Raw genomic sequence first — 18,011 nt, 5'->3', positions numbered from 1 at the left:
AAGGAAGGAAGCGGCACATGACGACCGCACAGACCGCCCCACCGCCGTCCATGCGGCTGAGGGAGCTCGCGTTCGCGGCGGCATGTGCCGCCGCCCTCCGCGCGGCCGCCCGGCTGGGAGTCCCCGACGCCCTCGGCGACAGCCCCATGACCGTGGAGGACCTCGCGGCCGCGGTGAAGGCCGAACCCCGGCCACTACGACGGCTGTTGCGCGCCCTGTCCTGCTACGGCGTCTTCGCCGAGCAGCCCGACGGGACGTTCGCGCACACCGACGTCTCCCGGCTGCTGCGCGAGGACGACCCCAACAGCCTGCGCGCCATCTCGCTGTGGTGCACCGAGCCGTGGACCTGGGACGCCTGGCCGAAACTGGACGAGGCAGTGCGCTCCGGCCGCAACGTCATCGAGGACCTGTACGGCAAGGAGTTCTTCCCGTATCTCAACGAGGACGCTCCGGAGTCGGCCGACGTCTTCAACCGGGCGATGACGACCTCCAGCGTGCAGTCGGCGCGGGACGTCGCCGAGTTCCTCGATCTGTCGGGGAGTTCGTCGGTCGCCGACCTCGGCGGCGGCCAGGGGCACGTGGTGGCGAGCCTGCTGGACAAGTACCCCTCGATGCACGGCGCCCTGCTCGACCTGCCCCGGGTGGTGGAGAACGCGCTGCCGCGGCTGCGCCCGGGCGGCGACCTCGCGGACCGTACACGCATCGTGCCCGGCGACGTCCGGGTGGCCGTCCCGGTGCAGGCGGACGTCTACGTCATCAAGAACATCCTGGAGTGGGACGACGAGAGCACGGCCCGGTTGCTGCGCAACGTCCGCGAGGCGGGCGGCCCCGGCACCCGGGTGGTGGTCATCGAGAACCTCGTCGACGACACGCCCTCGATGCGGTTCAGCACCGGGATGGACCTGCTGCTGCTCCTGAACGTCGGCGGGGCCAAGCACACCACCGAGAGCATGGTCGGCCGGCTGACCGACGCGGGCCTGGTCATCGACGACATCCGCCCGGTCAACCCCTATCTGCACGCGTTCGACTGTCACGTGCCCGCCTGATCGAACCGTGTCCGCACAGGACACCGGCCGCCGGGAGCTTCGCGGGGCCCGGCGGCCGGTGGGTTTTCGGGCGGCGTCAGCCGGCCGGGTCGCGCTCCCAGAGGTAGAAGCGCTGCGCCATGGCGTCCTTGGGGGAACGCCAGGTCTCGGGGTCGTAGGCGCTGACGTACGCGGCAAGCCGCTCGCTGACGTCCCGGAACTCGGGATGTCCCGTGACCTTGGCGATGGCGGGCCCGGGCTCGCGCTCGGACTCGATCAGGTGCATGTACACGTCGCCGAACTGGAAGAGGCTGCGCCGGACCACCCCGACGAGGTGCGGCAGCTCTCCCCGGTCGGACTCCGCGAACACCTTGGCGATGTCGGGAGCCGATCCCGGGGCCATACGGGCGACGATCAGAGCCTGGTGCATGGGGAGCGTCCTCCGTCGGCTCAGTCGGTCAGGCCGGGCGCGAGCCCTTGTTCGGCGGCGGCCTTCTCGATGCGGTCGCGGATCAGCGCCATCTGGACCTTGGAGTTCCGGTTGATGTTGTCGGTCATCCAGGCGTCGTCGACCGGGGCCTCCGGCTTCATCGCGAAGTCCTGCGTCCAGACCATCCGGGTGCCGCCTGGCACCTCCTGGTACTGCCAGAGGATGGTCATGTGGTCGAAGGGCCCGGTCTCGACCCGGCGGGCCTTGACGGTGAGCGTCTCGGGGTCCGGCTCGCGCTGGGAGACCCAGCTCCACACGGTGCCGTTCTCGTCCGGGTGCATGGTCAGCCGGAAGGTGGTCCGCTTCCCCTCCTGCTCCAGCACTTCGACGGAGGCGTACTCGCTGAACAGATACGGCCAGTTCTCCAGGTCGTTGGTCATCTCCCAGACCAGGTCCAGCGGTGCCTCGATGGTGATCTCGTTCTGCGTGTGTCCGGTCATCTCACGCTCCTGTCATAAGGGCACTGTTGACGAGGTCGAGGAACTGCCGGGGCGTCTTGGAGCGCTCCGCCTCGGGAGGCATCGCCGTGCCGTACCGGTTCTCCAGCTCGCCCACGATGCCGAGCAGGCCGAGGGAGTCGACGCCGAGGGTGGCGAACCCCGGATTGTTCAGGCGGAGTTCGTCCGCGGCGACGGTGACACCGGCCGACTTCTTCATGAGCTCGGCCAGCTCCTCCACGGTTATGCGGTCAGTCATCGGTCCTCTCCTCTACTTTCGAGGCGCCTCGCTACGAGGCGTCGTCGGCGCCGTGCCGCAGCACCAGCGCCGAGTTCGACCCCATGAGCCCGCGGCTCAGGACCAGTGCCGTGCGCACCTGGGCGGTGCGAGCCCGGCCGGTCACCAGGGCGAGGTCATGGCAGATGTCGAAGACGTTGGGGGTGGGCGGTATCAGGCCGTGCTCCATGGCGAGCACCGCCGCCGCAACGTCCGTCAGGGGCGCCGCGCAGTAGCCCCGGCCGATCCCGGTCTTCGGCGCCGTGACGGGCACACGGGTGCCGTGCGCGCCGAGGGCGTCGGCGATGGCCAGCGCCTCGGCGCGGTCGGCCGCCGGTACACCGAGGGCGTCGGCGAAGACCACGTCGATCTCCTCGGGGGCGCAGCCGGCCTCGTCCAGGGCGCCCCGGATCGCGTGAGCGAGCCCTTCGCGGGACTCCTCCCAGCAGGAGGCGCCGGTGAAGGTCGCCGCGTGTCCGGCGAGGTAGGCCCGTACCTGGGCGCCGCGCGAGCGGGCCGCGGCCTCCTCCTCCACCACGACCATGGCACCGCCCTCGGCGGGCACGAAACCGCAGGCCGCGGCGGTGAACGGGCGGTAGGCGCGGGCCGGGTCGTCGACAGTGCTGAGCTCCTCGTAGCCGAGCTGGCAGACCACCGAGTACGGCGCGATGGGCGCCTCGGTGGCCCCGGCCACGATCACCTCGGTGCCGCGCCGCACGGCCCGCGCCGCGTGCCCGAGGGCGTCCAGGCCGCCGGCCTCGTCGGCGGCGACGACCGAGCAGGGTCCCTTGAAGCCGCGGCGGATGGAGATCTGGCCGGTGCTCGCGGCGTAGAACCAGGCGATGGACTGGTACGGGCCGACGAAGCGGCTGCCCTTGCCCCACAACTGCTGCAGTTCCCGCTGACCGAACTCACCGCCGCCGGAACCGGCCGCGGTGACCACGCCCACCTCGAACGGCGCCTCGTCGGTGGCGGGCCGGCCGAGGCGGGCGTCGTCGAGAGCGAGGTCGGCCGCGGCCATGGCGAAGTGCGTGAACCGGTCGGTCTGGACGAGGAAGCGCTCCTCGATGGCGGCCGCCGGATCGAAGTCGCGGACCTCGCCGGCCACCCGCAGCGGCAGATGTTCACAGCCCTCGCGGGTGATCCGGTCCAGGACGCAGATGCCCTCCTTGGTGGCCTTCCAGAAGGTGTCGGTGCTGGCTCCGTTGGGCGCGACCACGCCGATTCCCGTGACGGCCGCGCGCCGTGCCTGGGGTTCGCTCATCGTGTCCTCTCCCTGAGCCGGTTCATGACCACCGCGGACTGGAAGCCGCCGAAGCCGCTGCCCACCGAGAGCACGCCGGCCAGCTTGCGCTCGCGGGCCACGCGCGGGACGTAGTCCAGGTCGCACTCGGGGTCGGGCGTCTCGTAGTTCGCCGTCGGCGGTACGACCTGGTTCGCGAGCGCCAGTACGCAGGCGACGAGTTCGATCGCACCGATCGCGCCGAGGGAGTGGCCCACCATGGACTTGATGGAGCTCATGGGGGTGGCGTAGGCGTGCCCACCCAGGACGCGTTTGACCGCGGCGGTCTCGTGGCGGTCGTTCTGCTTGGTGCCCGACCCGTGCGCGTTGACGTAGTCGATCGCCGTGGCGTCGAGCCGGGCGTGCTCGAGTGCCTCCTCGATGGCCCGTGCCATCTCCAGGCCCTCACTGGTCAGGCCGGTCATGTGGTAGGCGTTGCCGAAGGTGGCGTAGCCGCCGATCTCGCAGTACACATGCGCTCCGCGGGCCAGGGCGTGGTCGAGTTCCTCCAGGACGAGTACGGCACCGCCCTCGCCCATGACGAACCCGTCCCGGTCGGCGTCGAAGGGGCGCGAGGCGTGCGCGGGGTCGTCGTTGTTCGCGGAGGTGGCCTTGATCGCGTCGAAGCACGCCATGGTGATCGGTGAGATCGGCGAGTCCGACGCGCCGGCTATGCATATGTCGGCGCGGCCCTCCTCGACGGTGTGGAAGGCGTACCCGACCGCGTCGAGTCCCGAGGTGCAGCCCGTGGAGACGGTCTGCACCGGCCCGCGCGCCCCGAACCGCTCCGCCACCGTCGAGGCCAGCGTGCTGGGCGAGAACGCGCGGTGCAGCTGCGGGGCCGCCTCCCGGTGGTCCACGTCCCAGCGCTGCCCGCCGTGGCTGACCAGCACGTAGTCGTGCTCCAGTCGGGTGGTGCCGCCGACGGCGGTGCCGAGCGAGACGCCGATCCGCCAGGGGTTCTCGGCGGGCAGGTCGAGACCGGAGTCCCGTACCGCCTCCTCCCCGGCGACCAGGGCGAACTGGATGTAGCGGTCGCACCGTTCGACGTCCCGCGCGTCCAGCCCGTGGGCCGCCGGGTCGAAGTCGCACTCGGCGGCGATCCGCGAGCGCAGGCCGGCCGGGTCGAAGAACGTGATGGCCCGCGTCGCCGTGCGCCCGGCCGCCAGAAGATCCCAGAACGCCGGGACACCGATCCCGCCGGGGGCTACGACGCCTATACCGGTGACCGCCACCCGTCTGTTCATGAACGCACCTGACGTCGCTCGGCCGCCTCGGCCCCGACCCCCACGGCCTCTGCTTCGGTCTCCTCGGTGTCGACATGGCCGAGCGGCGGGCTCGGGGCGAGCGGACCGAGGTGGAAGACCATGCGGGCCTCGACATTGCCCACGTTGCGGAAGCGGTGCCGCATGTTGATCGGGATCATCAGGCCCTGCTCGGGCCGCAGCGGATGGGGCTCGCCGTCCAGGTCCACCTCCAGCTGCCCGCACACGACGTACACGAACTCCTCGGAGTACGGGTGGTAGTGCTCGCCGATGCGCTCGCCGGGCCGGATCAGGGCCACGCCCATGAAACCGCTGGTGGAGCCGACCGTGGTCGGCGTGAGCATGGCGCGCAGGTCGCCGCCGCGGCGGCGGTTGGGCTCGACCTCGCTGAGATCCACGATTCTGGGACGGGATGTGATCACGACGTTCCTCCGATGGTGTGCTGGACCGACGTGGCGGGGGCGTGGGCTGGGCCCCGACCCACGTGATGGCGGATCAGGCGTCGGGCGACCGGCGGTCGGTGACGAGCTCCATGCGCGCGAGTTCGAGCCAGCGCGCGAGTTCACCGCCCTTCGGCGCGGACGCGTCCGCGGCGAAAGTCGTCAGTTCGGCCGCCTGCCGCGGGTCCGACAGGCCGAGGGCCAGCGCGGGGTCGGCGGCATCCAGGCCACCGCGCACGTCGATCAGCCGTACGACGACGTCGTCGCGCTGGAAGATCGTGCTGCGCAGCACCGGGCTGCGCGGGTCGTCGGCCGCCGCCTCGTCCTGACGGGCCAGCAGCTCGGCCAGCCGCATGCCGCAGCCGGGCCGGGCCGGGTAGGACAGCGCGTGCCGCTCCGCCGACGGCTCCTGCTGCTCGGCCGTGACGTGGTGTACGGCGGGCAGTGCGGCGCGCGTGAAGAACACCCGGGCGGATTCGGGGTCGTTGAGGTCCCGGTCCTGCTCGAGGTAGGGGTTGATGGCCTCCTCGACGGCCCGTACCTCGGGCTGCCGGGCGACGTGGCGCAGCGCGGCGAGCAGGTCGCCGCGCACCTCGATGGCGCGTACGACCCGGTTGCCGTGCATGAACAGCGAGGTGCGGCACAGCCGGGTGGAGTCGTCGACCTTCGGCTCGGGCGAGGCGTAGTCGGCGAGGATCTTGGCGACCATCTCCTCGCTGCCCGGCTTGACGGTGAAGGTGAGGGCGTGCCGGATCATGCCGTCGCCGATCCTGGGCGACGTCTGGAGCCGGCGCTCCGTGGGGTCGGCGTCGACCGCCGGGCCGCCGGTCTCGCGGACGATGTGGAAGCGCAGGGACCGGGTGTCGCGGACACAGCTGTGCAGCGGCTCCACCATCCGCACGTGCTCCTCGCTGTTGACCCAGGCGAGAAACGGCGGGGCGCTCTCCCACTCGCTGGTGATCAGCCACTGGGAGGGGTTCTCGATGGACTGGCACAGCTGGTCGCTGACGTGCCCGGGGACGGACGCGACCTGGTTGCACAGGTGCTCGTAGGCCTCCAGGAACTGCTGCTGGGCCCCGTCGTAGACGTCCACCAGCAGGACGACCCTCAGCCGGGAGCCGTCGAACACGGACTGGGAGACACGTGGCGACACCTGCCGCTTCGGCGAACCGGAAACACGCTCGGACGTGGTGGTCATCCTGTGCACAACTCCTTCTCGGGACGGAGATGAACGCCGGCCGCGGTGAGGCGACCACGGCGTTCCTCGATCGTGTGCCCGTCCCAGCAACCGCGCGACTCGTATGAACTACGCGGGTGACCCCTCAGACGAGATGGGCGAAGACCACCAGGTTGTCCGTGTAGTCCTTGACCGACCGGTCGTAGTCCCCCGCACAGGTGATGAGCCGCACCTGGGCCTGGGGGGTGTCGTCGTACACGCGGGCGTTGGGAAAGTGCTGCTTGTCGAAGGTCTCCACGCTGTCGATGCGGAAGGTCGCCTTGCGTCCGTCGGCCCGCAGGACGTAGAAGACGTCCCCCTTCTCGAGCTCGGAGAGGTTCGCGAAGACGGCGGCGGAGGTCTTCGTGTCGACGTGCCCGGCGATGACCGAGGTGCCCGCCTCCCCGGGGGAGGCGCCCTTGGCGTACCAGCCGACGAGGTTGGTGTCGGCGGCGGGCGGCGGCTCCAACTGGCCGGTGGAGCCGATGTACAGGTCGGTGAAGGGCGCGTCGACCCAGATCTTCGGGATGCGCAGGCGTACGGGCCTCGAGCGGGGCAGGTACTTGTGGGCCGGCTGCCCGGCGGACGGGGCCGATGCGGCGGCCGACGGGGCCGACGGGGGGGCCTGTGCGGCAGAGGGCCGGCCGGCCGTGTCGGTCGACGAGTCGTGGCCGCCGACCAGGGTGGCGGCCACGATCATCAGGGCCGCGGCGCACATCATCATCGCCCCTGAGCGGGACGATCCCGATCCGGCGGTCGCGGGGTCGCCGTCGGTGGGTGAAGGAGGGGGAACTGCCATCGGAGAACACCTCGCTCAGGCACGGCAGCACGGCGGAGGGGGTGGGCGGGGAACGGGCCGCGGCCGCCACTCGGGGCAGGGTGACGGCCGCGGCCTCGCTATCGCATCCGGCATGGGTCAGGCCGCGCTTCCGGCCGGCCTCTTGCGACGCGAGGCGTACAGTCCGGTCGCGGCGACCGCCAGCACGGCCAGCCCGCCCGCGGTCACTCCCGACGTCGCGGCGAGCCCTCCGCCTCCGGTGTGCATACCGCCCTTGGGCTTGTCGTGGTCGCCCCAGGAGTTCTCCTCGTGGTCGCCGTCCCGGTCCTTCCAGTAGTCCGGGTCCTGCTTGCGGTCCCCGCCGGAGCCCCAGTCGCCGTCGTTCACCGCGGTCAGCGCACCACCACCGGTGTGCACCCCGCCGTGCGGCTTGCCGTGCCCCGAGTCGTTGTCGTGCTCCTTGCCGTGCTCCTTGCCGTGTTCCTTGCCGTGCTCGTCGCCGTGCTCTTGGCCGTACGAAGAGTCGTCTTGGTCCCAGTCACCCCCGGCCGCGTACGCGCCGGGTGCGCCGATGGCGAGGACGGCCGAAGCCGCCGCTGTAGCCAGGATCATGCGAGCAGAGCGCATCTGATGGCCTTTCCCGTCACGGCCCGGCAGCTGGCGCTTCGTCAGCTGAATTGACCGGGCCCCGACGTGAACCACCGTCAGTCAAGGACCGACGCGCCACCACTTGGAAGGATCACCCGGGTGACATGACGGTGGCCTCGGCCGGGGCCGCTGACCCCGGGTCAGGGCAGTGTCAGGACCTTCTTCAGGGCGTGGCGCAGCGCCGATTCGGCATCCGGGTCAGGACCGGGCGACCGCCATGCGACGAACCCGTCCGGCCGGACGAGGACGGCACCTCCGGGTGCCGTGCCGTGGCGTTCGGCCCAGTCCGCATCGCCGTCCGGAACCAGCTCGGCGTAGGGACCGATGCCCATGCGGTACGACGTGATGGGGACCGACAGTTCTGCGGCGAGGCGGGTGGCGGCCTCGTGCCATCCGTTCGGGTCACCGGCGTCGCTGAGCAGGACCAGGGAGCGCTCGTAGAGGTCGAGAGTGGAGATCCGCGCGTCGCCGTGCCGTACCCACATATGGGGCGCCCGGCTGCCGGGCTCGCCGGTCAGGTCGAGGTTCTCCGGGACGACGGGGGCCGTGGGGTCGGTGCCGAGGACGGCGCCCAGCGGGTAGCGATAGCCGAGCGCCACGTTGAGGATGCCGCGCTGGCGGCCGCCGCCGGCGCCGGGCGGCGGGGTGAATCCGGGGTGGCTGTGCTCGGCCGAGCGGACGGCGGCCCGGGCGCTGGTCGCTTCCGCCACCGGGCGGCGCTCGGCGTCGTAGGACTCCAGCAGTCCCTCGCCCGCCCAGCCGCCGAGGACCGCCGCCAGCTTCCAGGCGAGGTTGTGGGCGTCCTGGATGCCGGTGTTGGAGCCGAAGGCCCCGGTGGGGGACATCTCGTGGGCCGAGTCGCCGGCCAGGAAGACGCGTCCGGAGCGGTAGCCGCGGGCGACGCGCTGGGCGGCGTGCCAGGGGGCGCGGCCGGTGATCTCGACGTCGAGGTCCGCGACTCCGACCGCGCGGCGGATGTGCTCGGCGCACCGCTCGTCGGTGAACTCCTCCAGCGTTTCGCCGTGTTCGGGGTGCCAGGGGGCGTGGAAGACCCAGTTCTCGCGGTTGTCCACCGGCAGCAGGGCGCCGTCGGCCTCCGGGTCGGTCAGGTAGCAGACGATGAAGCGGCGGTCGCCCACGACGTCGGCGAGGCGGCGGGAGCGGAAGGTGACGCTGACGTTGTGGAACAGGTCGCCGGGGCCGCTCTGGCCGATGCCGAGCTGTTCGCGGACGGGGCTGCGGGGGCCGTCGGCGGCGACGAGGTAGTCGGCGCGGATGGTGGAGTGCTCACCCGTCTCACGGCTCTTGACCACTGCGGTCACGCCGGTGGTGTCGCTCTCGAACGACATCATCTCGGTGGAGAAGCGCAGGTCGCCGCCGAGGGCGCGGGCGCGGTCGAGCAGGACCGGTTCCAGGTCGTTCTGGCTGCACAGACACCAGGCGCTGGGGCTGAAGCGGGCCAGTCCGCCGCCCGGGTCGATCTCCCGGAACAGCCACTCGCCCGCGTCGCCGACCAGGGTGGGTGTCTGCAGGATGCCGTGGTTGTCGGCCAGGGTGGCAGCGGCCTCATGGATCGCCGGCTCGACGCCCGCCACCCGGAAGAGCTCCATCGTGCGGACGTTGTTGCCGCGGCCGCGGGGGTGGATGGAGGTGCCGGAGTGCCGCTCCACCAGCAGGTGCCGCACCCCCAGCCGCCCCAGGAACAACGAGGTCGACAGGCCGACCAGGGAGCCGCCGACGATGAGAACCGGGACCCTGAGGGTGTGGTGGTCGGTCTGATCGACTCGTTCGTTCATCACTCTCGCCTCCAGCGCGTCTTGTCCGCCGACCGGCCGGATCCGGCCGGGATCCTCATGCATGCCCCGGGAAGCCGACACCGGCTCAGGCTTCACCCGGCTGTCACCCGGTGGGCAGGTCGGAGGGGGGCGACGGGAGATGAGTCAGGGGTTCGGCCGGTCGGCGGGCGGTGCGTCGTCGATGACGATGCGGGCCTGTTCTTCGATGGCCGCCAGCCGCTCGTCACGGCGAGGTACTCCGGGAACCGCCGGCCGGGGATGATCAGGACGGTCGTACTGCCGTCGCGGACGACGTGGTTGCCCAGCGGCCGCCGGCGCATCACGTCGACCGTCCAAGTGATCACGCTCTGTGCGAACGGCGCGACACCCCCGTCACGCCGTGTGGCGCTACACCGTGTCGGCCGCCGCCGTGCTCGGCGCCTGCGTGCTCGTAGCCCCGAACCGGATGCCCTTGGCCTCCTTGCCGACGGCGCTCAGCACGATCACCGCGGCCAGGGCGGGGATCACCGTCCATGCCATCGCCGACGGGTAGCCGTGCCGTTCGGCGATGGCCTCCTGGATCGGCAGGTTGAGGGCGGCGATGAGGTTGCCGAGCTGGTAGGTGACGCCCGGGTAGAAGCCGCGGATGGCGTCCGGGCTCATCTCGGTCAGGTGTGCCGGGATGACGCCCCAGGCTCCCTGGACGCACATCTGCATCAGGAAGGAGGAGAGCATCAGCCAGCCGACCATGCTGGACAGCACGAAGAAGGGCACCACGACCAGGCCCCCGGCAGCCGCGATCATGATCGTGCGGCGGCGGCCCAGTTTCTCGGAGAAGGCGCCGAGCAGCGCGCCTCCGATGATGGCGCCGATGTTGTAGACCACGGCGATGGCGATGGCGGTGTCCGGGGACAGGCCCAGGCCCTTCTTGACGAAGGTCGGGTAGACGTCCTGGGTGCCGTGCGACATCCAGTTGAAGGCGGTCATCAGCGCCACCAGGTACACGAAGCGCTTCAGCACCGCCGGGTTCTTGAACACCTGGTACGCGGGGGTGCGGTTGAGCCGGACGCTCTTCTCCCACACCTCGCTCTCCTCCACCCGGGTCCGCACCCACAGCGCGACCAGGGCGGGCACCAGGCTGAAGGCGAACAGCCCACGCCAGCCGAAGGCGGGCTCGATGCCGAAGAACGCCACGGCGGCGAGCAGATAGCCCAGCGAGTACCCGCTCTGCAGCAGCCCCGACCAGAAACCACGCCGCTCGGCCGGGATCTTCTCCATGGCCAGCGCCGCGCCCAGCCCCCACTCGCCGCCCATGCCGATGCCGTACAGCAGACGCAGCACGAGCAGCACGGTGTAGTTCGGCGCGAAGGCGCAGGCGAAGCCGACGATCGAGTAGAAGACGACGTCAACCATGAGCGGCAGCCGGCGGCCCCGGCGGTCCGCCCACATGCCGAACAGCAGGGCGCCGACCGGCCGCATCATCAGCGTGGCGGTGGTGAGGAAGGCCATGTCGGTGAGGGAGACATGGAAGTCGTCGGCGATCTCGCTGTAGACGAGTACGACCAGGAAGTAGTCGAAGGCGTCCATCGCCCAGCCCAAGTAGGCGGCGACGAAAGCATTGCGCTGGTCCTTGGTGAGTCCCGTTGCCTGCTCTCGGACGCTGTTCAGCATTCCAGCCCTCCCACGGTTCCGCAGGTGAGGCTAGGTGCGCGTGGTGAAGGGGACAACGCAAGGGGCGGCAAAGCGCGGACCACTTTTGCCAAAAACCGGTCTCAGGTCGATCGCTCTCCTTGCATTTCGCTGCGCTGTGCTTGGTTCACTGCGACATGTGCGCTCTCTCCACACTCTTCGGCTGGCCACTGCGGCGAGGGTCGTCGGAGCGGAGCTGTTGTCCCCGACCCTGGAGATCGTCCGCAGAGGCTGAAGGACCGGCCGAACGGAGTTTGGTGCGCAGCGCGTCCGCCTCGGGGAGGCCGAGTTCGTCGAACAGCTCCAGGGCGTGGCTCCAGGCGGCGAGCGCAGGGCCGGGCGCGCCCGCCGACTCGTGGGTGTCGCCGAGGTAGGTGAGGCCGATGGCCTCGCTGCGGCGGTCGCCCGTCTTGCGGAAGAGGGCGAGGGCCCGGTCGTAGCACTCCACGGCCATGGCGTGGCGGCCCAGGTGCCGGTGGATGTACCCGAGGCTGTCCCAGGTGTGCGCCTGGCCGCTCAGGTCGCCCGTCGCCTGGACGAGCGGCAGCGCCTGCCGGCAGTACGCCAACGCCTGTCGCAGGTCGCCGAGTTCGGCGAGGTACCAGCCCATGTCGTTGAGGGCGACCGCCTGACCGCCGCGATCGTGTGCGAGCCGGAAGTGCTCCAGCGAGCGGCGCGAGTGGTGCAGCGCCTCACGGGGCGCTCCGTGCGCCCAGGCCATCTTGGCCAGGTTCTGGCATGTACGGGCCTGCCCGGCGTGGTTGTCCAGCCGCCGGAAGAGGGCGAGAGCACGGGTGAAGTGGTGCCGGGCCCCCTGCGGATCCCGCAGCTGGAAGCGGGCCAGCCCCAGGCCGCGGTGGGCGGCCGCCTGTCCGGCCAGGTCCTCGTGGTCCGATGCGGCCTGCAGGGCCACGGTGTGGACATCGGTCAGGGCCTGCCAGTTGCCCTGGCGTTCCAGAAACGTCGTCAGGGTCGCGGCGAACTGCCAGGTGTAGCCGTCGAAGCCGGGCAGCGGACGCTCCACTGCGGAGAGCAGGACGGCCTGTTCGTCGATCAGCCATGCCAACGCCTCGTCGCAGTCGGCCGGTTGGCGGGGCAGGGCGCCGGGTTCGGCCGGGGCGAGAGCCATCGGGTGGCGCCGTCGGGTCAACAGGGCGTCGGCCGCGTACGCCGTGTGCAGGTAGTGGTCGAGAACGCGCCGGGTCGCGGCCCGCACCGTGGGTTCGTCGTCGTGGTCGGCGACCAGTTCCACGGCGTAGGCGCGCAGCAGGTCGTGGAGGGTGTAGCGCCGGGGTGCGTGCTCGATCAGCAGATGAGCCGCGGTCAGTTCGCCCACGGGTGCTCGCACCTGGTCCGCCTCCGTGCCGGCAAGTGCGGCGAGGGCCGTCAGGTCGGCGTCGGGACCGGGATGCAGGCCCAGGAACCGGAACAGACGTGCCGCTTGCGGGCTGAGCGTCCGATACGACCAGTGGAAGACCGTCCGTACGGCGGTGGCGGGGTCACCGGTGTCGAGCGGGTCCAGGATCCGCTCGGCGGTGCGCAGTTCCTCCGCGAAACCGGCCAGCGGCGTCTGGGGACGGGCGGCGGCGCGGGCGGCGACGACTGCGAGCGCGAGCGGCAACCCGGCACAGCGTACGACGATCTCGTCGACCGCGGCGGCCTCGGCGGCCACCCGCGCGGCACCCAGGCGGGCGGCGAGCAGATCGCGGCACTCCTCGGCGGTGAGCAGGTCGAGCGCGAGCAGGTGCGCTCCCTGGGCGGCGGCGAGTCCCGTCAGCGGGCCACGACTTGTCACCAGGGCCAGACAGCCCGGCGCGCCCGGCAGCAGCGGCCGTACCTGATCGGCGTCACACGCGTTGTCGAGGACCACCAGGACCCGGCGGCCGGACAGCAGGCTGCGATACAGGCCCACCTGCGCGTCGAGCGACTCCGGCACACGGGTGGCGGGAACGCCCAGCGCGTCGAGGAATCCGCGCACGGTCCGCTCCGGCGCGAGGGGCGCACCGCCCGGGTCGAAGCCGCGCAGGTTCACATACAACTGCCCGTCGGGAAACGCCGGGCGCATCCGGCGCGCCCAGTGCACCGCCAGGGCGGTCTTGCCCACGCCGCCCATGCCCGACAGCGCCGACACCACAACCGCCGCCGGATGCCGTCCGGTGTCCGCCAGCAACGCGTCCAGGCGGGCGAGTTCGTCGGTACGGCCGGTGAAACCCGGTACGCCTGGGGGGAGTTGAGCGGGTGCGGCGTAGGGTGCGCTGCCGCCCGAAGGGGGCGGGACGGTGGCAGGCGGTACCTCGTGTTCGTGGGCGGCTCCGAGGGGCCGCTCCCGGAGGATCTCCTGGTGCAACTGCCAGAGCCGGCGCCCCGGTTCCGTGCCGAGCTCCTCCACCAGGCGCCGCCTGGTCTGCGCATAGCAGCGCAGCGCCTCACCGCTGTCGCCGGCCGCGTGCAGGGCCCGCATGAGGGCTTCCGCCAGGGGCTCCGTCAGGGGGTACTCGCCCAGCAGGTCGGTCAACTCACCTACGACGGCTGCCGGGTCGCCGCTGTGGATCTCCAGGTCCGCCAGTCGTACGGCGGCATCCACCCGCTGGCGCCGCCAGGTCTCGCGCATCCGGGCGGGCCAGGTCCCGGGCAGCCCGGCGAAGGGCTCGCCGCGCCACAGCTCGAGCGCCTCGCGCAGCAGCGCGGCACGCCTCGGGGCGGGCTGTGCGCTGTCGCGGGCCAGCGCGACCAGGCGATGGAAGCGGTGCAGATCGACCCGGTCGGGGTCGAGGTCCAGTTGGTACCCGCCGGACCGGCGCAGCACCGGTAATCGCCCCTCGCCGACGTCGTCCAGGCGTTCCGCCAGCCGCCGGAGGCGGGCGATGTGTGCGTAGAGGGCGCGGCGCGCGCCTGTCGGTGGATCGGCGCCCCAGATCCGGTCGATGAGCACCTCGATCGGTACGGGGCGGCCGGCATCCACGGCCAACGCGGCCAGCACTGCCCGGCGTTGGGGCGGCCCCAGGTCCACCGGCGTTCCCCGCACCAGTACTTCCACCGGTCCTGACAGACACAGCCGCAGCATCGCCCCCACCCCCCGTTCACGCTGCCTCCACAGTCTCCTCACATCCCTGAGCAGGGCGACAACCTTTCGGCAAAATCTCGGCCCATCCACGACCCCCACCCTGATGCGAGCGGCGCCCGCGCCGGTACGGCGGCGCGGCACGCGACCACAGGGGAACACGGGGGTTGACACGTGCATCGATCGAACACGGCGACCGCGACGGAACCGGCGCCCGTATGGACCGGACCGCTCACGACGGCGCCTCTGCCCGGCCCGGACGGACCACTGGCCGGACGCAGTGTCCTGGAAGGCGCCTTCGCACTGCTGAACGCCCTGCGCCAAGAGGAGGACGCCGGCGTGACCAGGCTGGCCTCCGCCTGCGGACTGCCCAAGACGACCGCATACCGGCTGCTCGACCAACTCGCGGAGCTGGGGGCCGTCGAACGCAGTGCGGGCCGCTACCGCATCGGCCCGGGCATGTTCCGGCTGGGCCACGGGTGGCAGCCGTACCCGGGCCTGCGCTCGGCCGCCCTACGGCCCCTGCAGCGGCTGGCGACCGTCACCGGCATGACGGTCGCCCTCGCCGTACTGCACCAGGGCCAGACGCTGGTCCTGGACTGGACGGCCGCCGCGGAAGTCCCCTTGCCCGACGACCGGCAGACCTGGCCGTGGTACACGGCGGCCGGCAAGGTCCTGGCCGCCTCGGCCCGCCCCGACCTGCCGCTCGGCCCGCTGCCCCGGACCTGGCCGGAGGAGGCAGGGCGGATCCGGGAGTGCGGGGCCGCCTACGACCGGGAGGAGGTGCTGGAGGGGGTGTGCTGCGCCGCCGTGCCCATTCATGCGGCGAACGGCGTTCCGGTGGCGGCGCTGAGCGTCCTGACCGACCCGGACCACCGCCTGGAACGCCTCGCCGACACAGCTCGCCGCGCGGCGTCGGCCGTCACGGCGGGGCTCGGCCGTTCCGCTCAGCGGCACATCGGGCGACAGGGCGATGCCCCCTCAGCAGGCTGAGCCCGTCGGCCGAAGCGCCATCGCGCAGCACGTGTCGCCGACGTCGCGCGGCTCTCGATGAACCGCACACCGCCTACGGAGGGCGCCATGGAGTCGTCGCCGACCTCGCAGGAACACCACAGCGACCCGTTGGCCCTGCTGCGGGCGGAGTTCGACGGCGTGCACGACGTGTGGCACTCCGCCATGGGCGCGGTGTGCGTGGCCGATCCCGAGGCGGCCCGTGCGGTGATGGGCAACCGGCACGCCGCCGTCGCGGAGACGTCCGACTTCTTCCAGGGCCGGCACGGCGTCTTCGGGCCGCGTTCCGCGCAGGTCGCCATCGGCCGTGCCGCGCGGGACCTGATGCGCCGTCATCTCGACGCCCGGCGGCAGGACTTGCCCGGTCTGGTCGCCGAGCAACTCGCACCGCACAGTGAGTGGCCGGACGCGGGCAACCTGCTCGTCCTGCGGCATCTGCGCGATGTCCTGCTGAACGGGGACGCGCCGGCCGACCTGCACACGACCGTCGAGGCGATCGTCGCCCGTGCGGTACTGGCGGGTGCGCGACGGCGTCACCCCGCCCCCTCCCGGCTGCTCTTCCGCCGGCGTGCGCTGCGGGCACTGCACACCGAAGTGTGCTCCCGGCAGAGCCGGTTGCGGCAGCTCGGCGGCGTCGGCGAACCGCGCGACCTGGTCGACGTCGTCGTCGCCGGCGGCGGTCCGACGGCCGATCCGCGGGATCTCGTCGAGGTCTACCTGTCCTTCCTCTTCGCCGTGGTCGGGTCGATCGGGTTCGCGCTGGGCTGGGCGGTCCACCTGCTGGGCACGCACCCGGACCGGGCCGCGGCGGAGCCGAGCTGGACCGTGCGCGAGGCACTGCGGCTGTGGCCGGTGGCGTGGCTGTTCGCCCGCACACCGACCCGGGTCCAGGAGCTGGGCGGGACGCGGGTGACGCCGCAGGACCGGCTCGTGGTGTGCAGCTATCTGGTGCACCGGCACCCCGAACACTGGGAGCGGCCCGACGAGTTCGTCCCGCAGCGCTGGGCCACGGGGGTGCCCGACGCTGCCTACCTGCCGTTCGGACACGGGCCGCACACCTGCGCGGGCGCGACCGTCACCGTACGGCTGCTGGAGGACCTCGTCGGTCTTCTGTCCCGTGACTGGCGCGTGTCGGTCACCCCTGACGGCGGCGGGCCCCAGGTGGGCCCGGCGCTGGCTCCGCCGCGTTTCACCGCGACGCTGAGCCTCCCCGACGACCGTCCCGAAAGGAGGTGAACCAGCATGCGCGCGCTGTACCTCAAGGCGAAGTCGGTCCTCAACATCCGGGGCCAGTACGAATACTTCTGGTACCTGTACCACCACATCTGACCGGCCCTGCGCGGGGAGGCGCCAGTCGGTCGGCTCCCCGCGCTGCACGAGGGGAACGTTCGCGATGACCACCCCACAACACCCCGAGGACTTCCTGCGTTTCATGCGGATGCGCAGCGCGCAGGAGGACGGGATCTTCTGGGTCGACGACCAACGGCTCGGCGTGTTCGAGCCGGAGGCGGCGCGCCACGTCAGCGCCACCAACTGGCACCGGTTCGTGATGCACGACCGCCTCGTCGACATGGTGCGCCGGCGTCACAGCCCCGAGATGCGGTGGAGCCGGATCCGCTCCGCATGGCTGGGCCAACTCCACACCCTCGCAACACAGGAGCACCACGGCCGGCTGATCGAACGCATGGAACGCGTCATGGACGCGCGGGTCGGACAGGACGTCGATCTGACCATGCTGATGCAGGACGTGACGCTGCGGTCGCTGCTGCCCGTCGCGCTCACCGGCCTCACCTCCGCCGAGGCGGAACTGGTGCGCCGGGACCTCGAGATGAAGTTGTTGCGGCTGGTCTCGCCCGAGCCGGGCAGCACCTGGCACCACCTGCGGTTCATCTCCGTCCAGGTGCGTTCGGGGCTCGTGGTGCGCCGGGTCCTGCGGCAGCGCGCCCGCGGCCGGCGCGAGCGCGAGCCGGACCTCGCCGACCCCTTCGTGGACCTGCTGCCGGAACTCGGCATGGACCGCGCCCTGGACGTGGTGACCGCCGTCCTGACCGCCATCGGAGGCCCGCCCGGCACCGCCGCGGCAAGCCTGCTCTACGAGTTCGTACGGCAGCCCGAATGGCAGCGCCGGCTCACGGACGAACTGGGCGCCGTGGACCCGGCGGAGTTCCGTACCTCGCCCACCCGTGTCGCCCCGCAGACGCACCGTTTCGTGAAGGAGGTGCTGCGGATGTGGAGCCCGCCGTTGCTGCTGGTGCGGCGCTCCAAGTTCGGGTTCGACCTGGGAAGGACCCGGCTGGAGCCGGGGCAGTGGTATCTGCTGAGCCCGCATCTGATCCATCGCGACGAGCGGGTCTGGAAGCAGCCCGACGTCTTCGACCCGGACCGCTTCCTGCCGGGCGCGCCGCACGGTCCGGCGGACCGCAGCTGTTATGTGCCGTTCGGCTGGGCACCGAAGAAGTGCATCGGCGCGAATCTCGGCACGGTTCAGTTGATGGCCCTGTGCCATCTCCTGTGCACCCGCTACCGGTTGAGCGTCGATCGGCCGGAGGAGATCACGATGGCCCTCCGGTTCGCACCGGTGCCGGAGAACTTCCGCGGTCGACTGGCGCTTCGGTGA

General features: G+C 71.6%; 16 protein-coding genes. 4 read left to right on the top strand and 12 right to left on the bottom strand.

Annotated elements, in window-relative coordinates; all coding sequences use genetic code 11:
• Positions 1-17 precede the first annotated feature (17 nt).
• Positions 18-1,046, top strand: coding sequence for a methyltransferase (locus tag ACFY1L_RS36900; protein ID WP_388834317.1), 1,029 nt, complete (start codon positions 18-20; stop codon positions 1,044-1,046).
• 76 nt (positions 1,047-1,122) lie between these two features.
• Here ACFY1L_RS36900 and ACFY1L_RS36895 read toward each other — a convergent pair whose 3' ends face one another.
• The 12 genes from ACFY1L_RS36895 to ACFY1L_RS36840 form a co-directional block, all read right to left on the bottom strand.
• Positions 1,123-1,455 carry a TcmI family type II polyketide cyclase gene (locus ACFY1L_RS36895; protein WP_388834314.1) on the bottom strand — a complete coding sequence of 111 codons (333 nt, stop codon included), beginning with the start codon at positions 1,453-1,455 and terminating at the stop codon, positions 1,123-1,125.
• Positions 1,456-1,475: 20 nt separating this feature from the next.
• Complete coding sequence (locus ACFY1L_RS36890; RefSeq protein WP_361263129.1) at positions 1,476-1,955, bottom strand: SRPBCC family protein; 480 nt, start codon at positions 1,953-1,955, stop codon at positions 1,476-1,478.
• A 1-nt stretch (position 1,956) separates the two neighbouring features.
• Positions 1,957-2,211: an acyl carrier protein gene (locus ACFY1L_RS36885; protein ID WP_388834311.1), complete on the bottom strand. Its 255-nt coding sequence runs from the start codon at positions 2,209-2,211 to the stop codon at positions 1,957-1,959.
• A 31-nt stretch (positions 2,212-2,242) separates the two neighbouring features.
• Positions 2,243-3,493, bottom strand: a complete 1,251-nt coding sequence (locus ACFY1L_RS36880; RefSeq protein WP_388834308.1) for a ketosynthase chain-length factor — start codon at positions 3,491-3,493, stop codon at positions 2,243-2,245.
• Positions 3,490-4,758: a beta-ketoacyl-[acyl-carrier-protein] synthase family protein gene (locus tag ACFY1L_RS36875; protein ID WP_388834306.1), complete on the bottom strand. Its 1,269-nt coding sequence runs from the start codon at positions 4,756-4,758 to the stop codon at positions 3,490-3,492. Before ACFY1L_RS36875 ends, ACFY1L_RS36880 begins: the two co-directional genes overlap by 4 nt.
• Positions 4,755-5,198 carry a cupin domain-containing protein gene (locus ACFY1L_RS36870; protein WP_388834303.1) on the bottom strand — a complete coding sequence of 148 codons (444 nt, stop codon included), beginning with the start codon at positions 5,196-5,198 and terminating at the stop codon, positions 4,755-4,757. The genes ACFY1L_RS36875 and ACFY1L_RS36870 overlap by 4 nt, the downstream gene beginning before the upstream one ends.
• A 73-nt stretch (positions 5,199-5,271) precedes the next feature.
• Positions 5,272-6,414, bottom strand: a complete 1,143-nt coding sequence (locus ACFY1L_RS36865) for a SchA/CurD-like domain-containing protein (RefSeq protein WP_388834300.1) — start codon at positions 6,412-6,414, stop codon at positions 5,272-5,274.
• 124 nt (positions 6,415-6,538) lie between these two features.
• Entirely contained in the window at positions 6,539-7,231 is a 693-nt protein-coding gene (locus tag ACFY1L_RS36860; RefSeq protein ID WP_388834297.1) for a class F sortase, read from the bottom strand.
• A gap of 117 nt (positions 7,232-7,348) precedes the next feature.
• A complete protein-coding gene (locus tag ACFY1L_RS36855) occupies positions 7,349-7,822 on the bottom strand; it encodes a hypothetical protein (RefSeq protein ID WP_388834294.1) in 474 nt (157 codons plus the stop codon).
• Positions 7,823-7,998: 176 nt separating this feature from the next.
• Complete coding sequence (locus ACFY1L_RS36850; protein ID WP_388834291.1) at positions 7,999-9,654, bottom strand: FAD-dependent oxidoreductase; 1,656 nt, start codon at positions 9,652-9,654, stop codon at positions 7,999-8,001.
• A 387-nt stretch (positions 9,655-10,041) separates the two neighbouring features.
• Positions 10,042-11,304, bottom strand: coding sequence for an MFS transporter (locus ACFY1L_RS36845; RefSeq protein WP_388834288.1), 1,263 nt, complete (start codon positions 11,302-11,304; stop codon positions 10,042-10,044).
• A gap of 145 nt (positions 11,305-11,449) precedes the next feature.
• The gene (locus ACFY1L_RS36840; protein WP_388834286.1) at positions 11,450-14,386 is read right to left on the bottom strand and encodes a BTAD domain-containing putative transcriptional regulator; all 2,937 of its coding nucleotides are present in this window, start codon (positions 14,384-14,386) and stop codon (positions 11,450-11,452) included.
• A 171-nt stretch (positions 14,387-14,557) separates the two neighbouring features.
• On the opposite strand from ACFY1L_RS36840, the gene ACFY1L_RS36835 reads away from it, so the two are divergent.
• The 3 genes from ACFY1L_RS36835 (at position 14,558) to ACFY1L_RS36825 (ending at position 18,011) form a co-directional block, all read left to right on the top strand.
• Entirely contained in the window at positions 14,558-15,376 is an 819-nt protein-coding gene (locus ACFY1L_RS36835) for an IclR family transcriptional regulator (protein WP_388834283.1), read from the top strand.
• Between the two features lie 87 nt (positions 15,377-15,463).
• Positions 15,464-16,630: a cytochrome P450 gene (locus ACFY1L_RS36830; RefSeq protein WP_388834280.1), complete on the top strand. Its 1,167-nt coding sequence runs from the start codon at positions 15,464-15,466 to the stop codon at positions 16,628-16,630.
• A gap of 157 nt (positions 16,631-16,787) precedes the next feature.
• Positions 16,788-18,011: a cytochrome P450 gene (locus ACFY1L_RS36825; protein WP_388834278.1), complete on the top strand. Its 1,224-nt coding sequence runs from the start codon at positions 16,788-16,790 to the stop codon at positions 18,009-18,011.

Origin of the sequence: Streptomyces sp. NPDC001663 (assembly GCF_042893105.1) — a bacterium.
In the GTDB taxonomy this organism is placed as follows: domain Bacteria; phylum Actinomycetota; class Actinomycetes; order Streptomycetales; family Streptomycetaceae; genus Streptomyces.
Note: the sequence above shows the minus strand (reverse complement) of the source record. Positions and strands in the feature narration are given on the sequence as shown.

What these genes read in the sequence shown, in the direction of transcription:
- ACFY1L_RS36900 (WP_388834317.1), top strand. Translation starts at nt 18, where the DNA reads ATGACGACCGCACAGACCGCCCCACCGCCGTCCATGCGGCTGAGGGAG.
- ACFY1L_RS36895 (WP_388834314.1), bottom strand. Translation starts at nt 1,455, where the DNA reads ATGCACCAGGCTCTGATCGTCGCCCGTATGGCCCCGGGATCGGCTCCC.
- ACFY1L_RS36890 (WP_361263129.1), bottom strand. Translation starts at nt 1,955, where the DNA reads ATGACCGGACACACGCAGAACGAGATCACCATCGAGGCACCGCTGGAC.
- ACFY1L_RS36885 (WP_388834311.1), bottom strand. Translation starts at nt 2,211, where the DNA reads ATGACTGACCGCATAACCGTGGAGGAGCTGGCCGAGCTCATGAAGAAG.
- ACFY1L_RS36880 (WP_388834308.1), bottom strand. Translation starts at nt 3,493, where the DNA reads ATGAGCGAACCCCAGGCACGGCGCGCGGCCGTCACGGGAATCGGCGTG.
- ACFY1L_RS36875 (WP_388834306.1), bottom strand. Translation starts at nt 4,758, where the DNA reads ATGAACAGACGGGTGGCGGTCACCGGTATAGGCGTCGTAGCCCCCGGC.
- ACFY1L_RS36865 (WP_388834300.1), bottom strand. Translation starts at nt 6,414, where the DNA reads ATGACCACCACGTCCGAGCGTGTTTCCGGTTCGCCGAAGCGGCAGGTG.
- ACFY1L_RS36860 (WP_388834297.1), bottom strand. Translation starts at nt 7,231, where the DNA reads ATGGCAGTTCCCCCTCCTTCACCCACCGACGGCGACCCCGCGACCGCC.
- ACFY1L_RS36855 (WP_388834294.1), bottom strand. Translation starts at nt 7,822, where the DNA reads ATGATCCTGGCTACAGCGGCGGCTTCGGCCGTCCTCGCCATCGGCGCA.
- ACFY1L_RS36850 (WP_388834291.1), bottom strand. Translation starts at nt 9,654, where the DNA reads ATGAACGAACGAGTCGATCAGACCGACCACCACACCCTCAGGGTCCCG.
- ACFY1L_RS36845 (WP_388834288.1), bottom strand. Translation starts at nt 11,304, where the DNA reads ATGCTGAACAGCGTCCGAGAGCAGGCAACGGGACTCACCAAGGACCAG.
- ACFY1L_RS36840 (WP_388834286.1), bottom strand. Translation starts at nt 14,386, where the DNA reads ATGCTGCGGCTGTGTCTGTCAGGACCGGTGGAAGTACTGGTGCGGGGA.
- ACFY1L_RS36830 (WP_388834280.1), top strand. Translation starts at nt 15,464, where the DNA reads ATGGAGTCGTCGCCGACCTCGCAGGAACACCACAGCGACCCGTTGGCC.
- ACFY1L_RS36825 (WP_388834278.1), top strand. Translation starts at nt 16,788, where the DNA reads ATGACCACCCCACAACACCCCGAGGACTTCCTGCGTTTCATGCGGATG.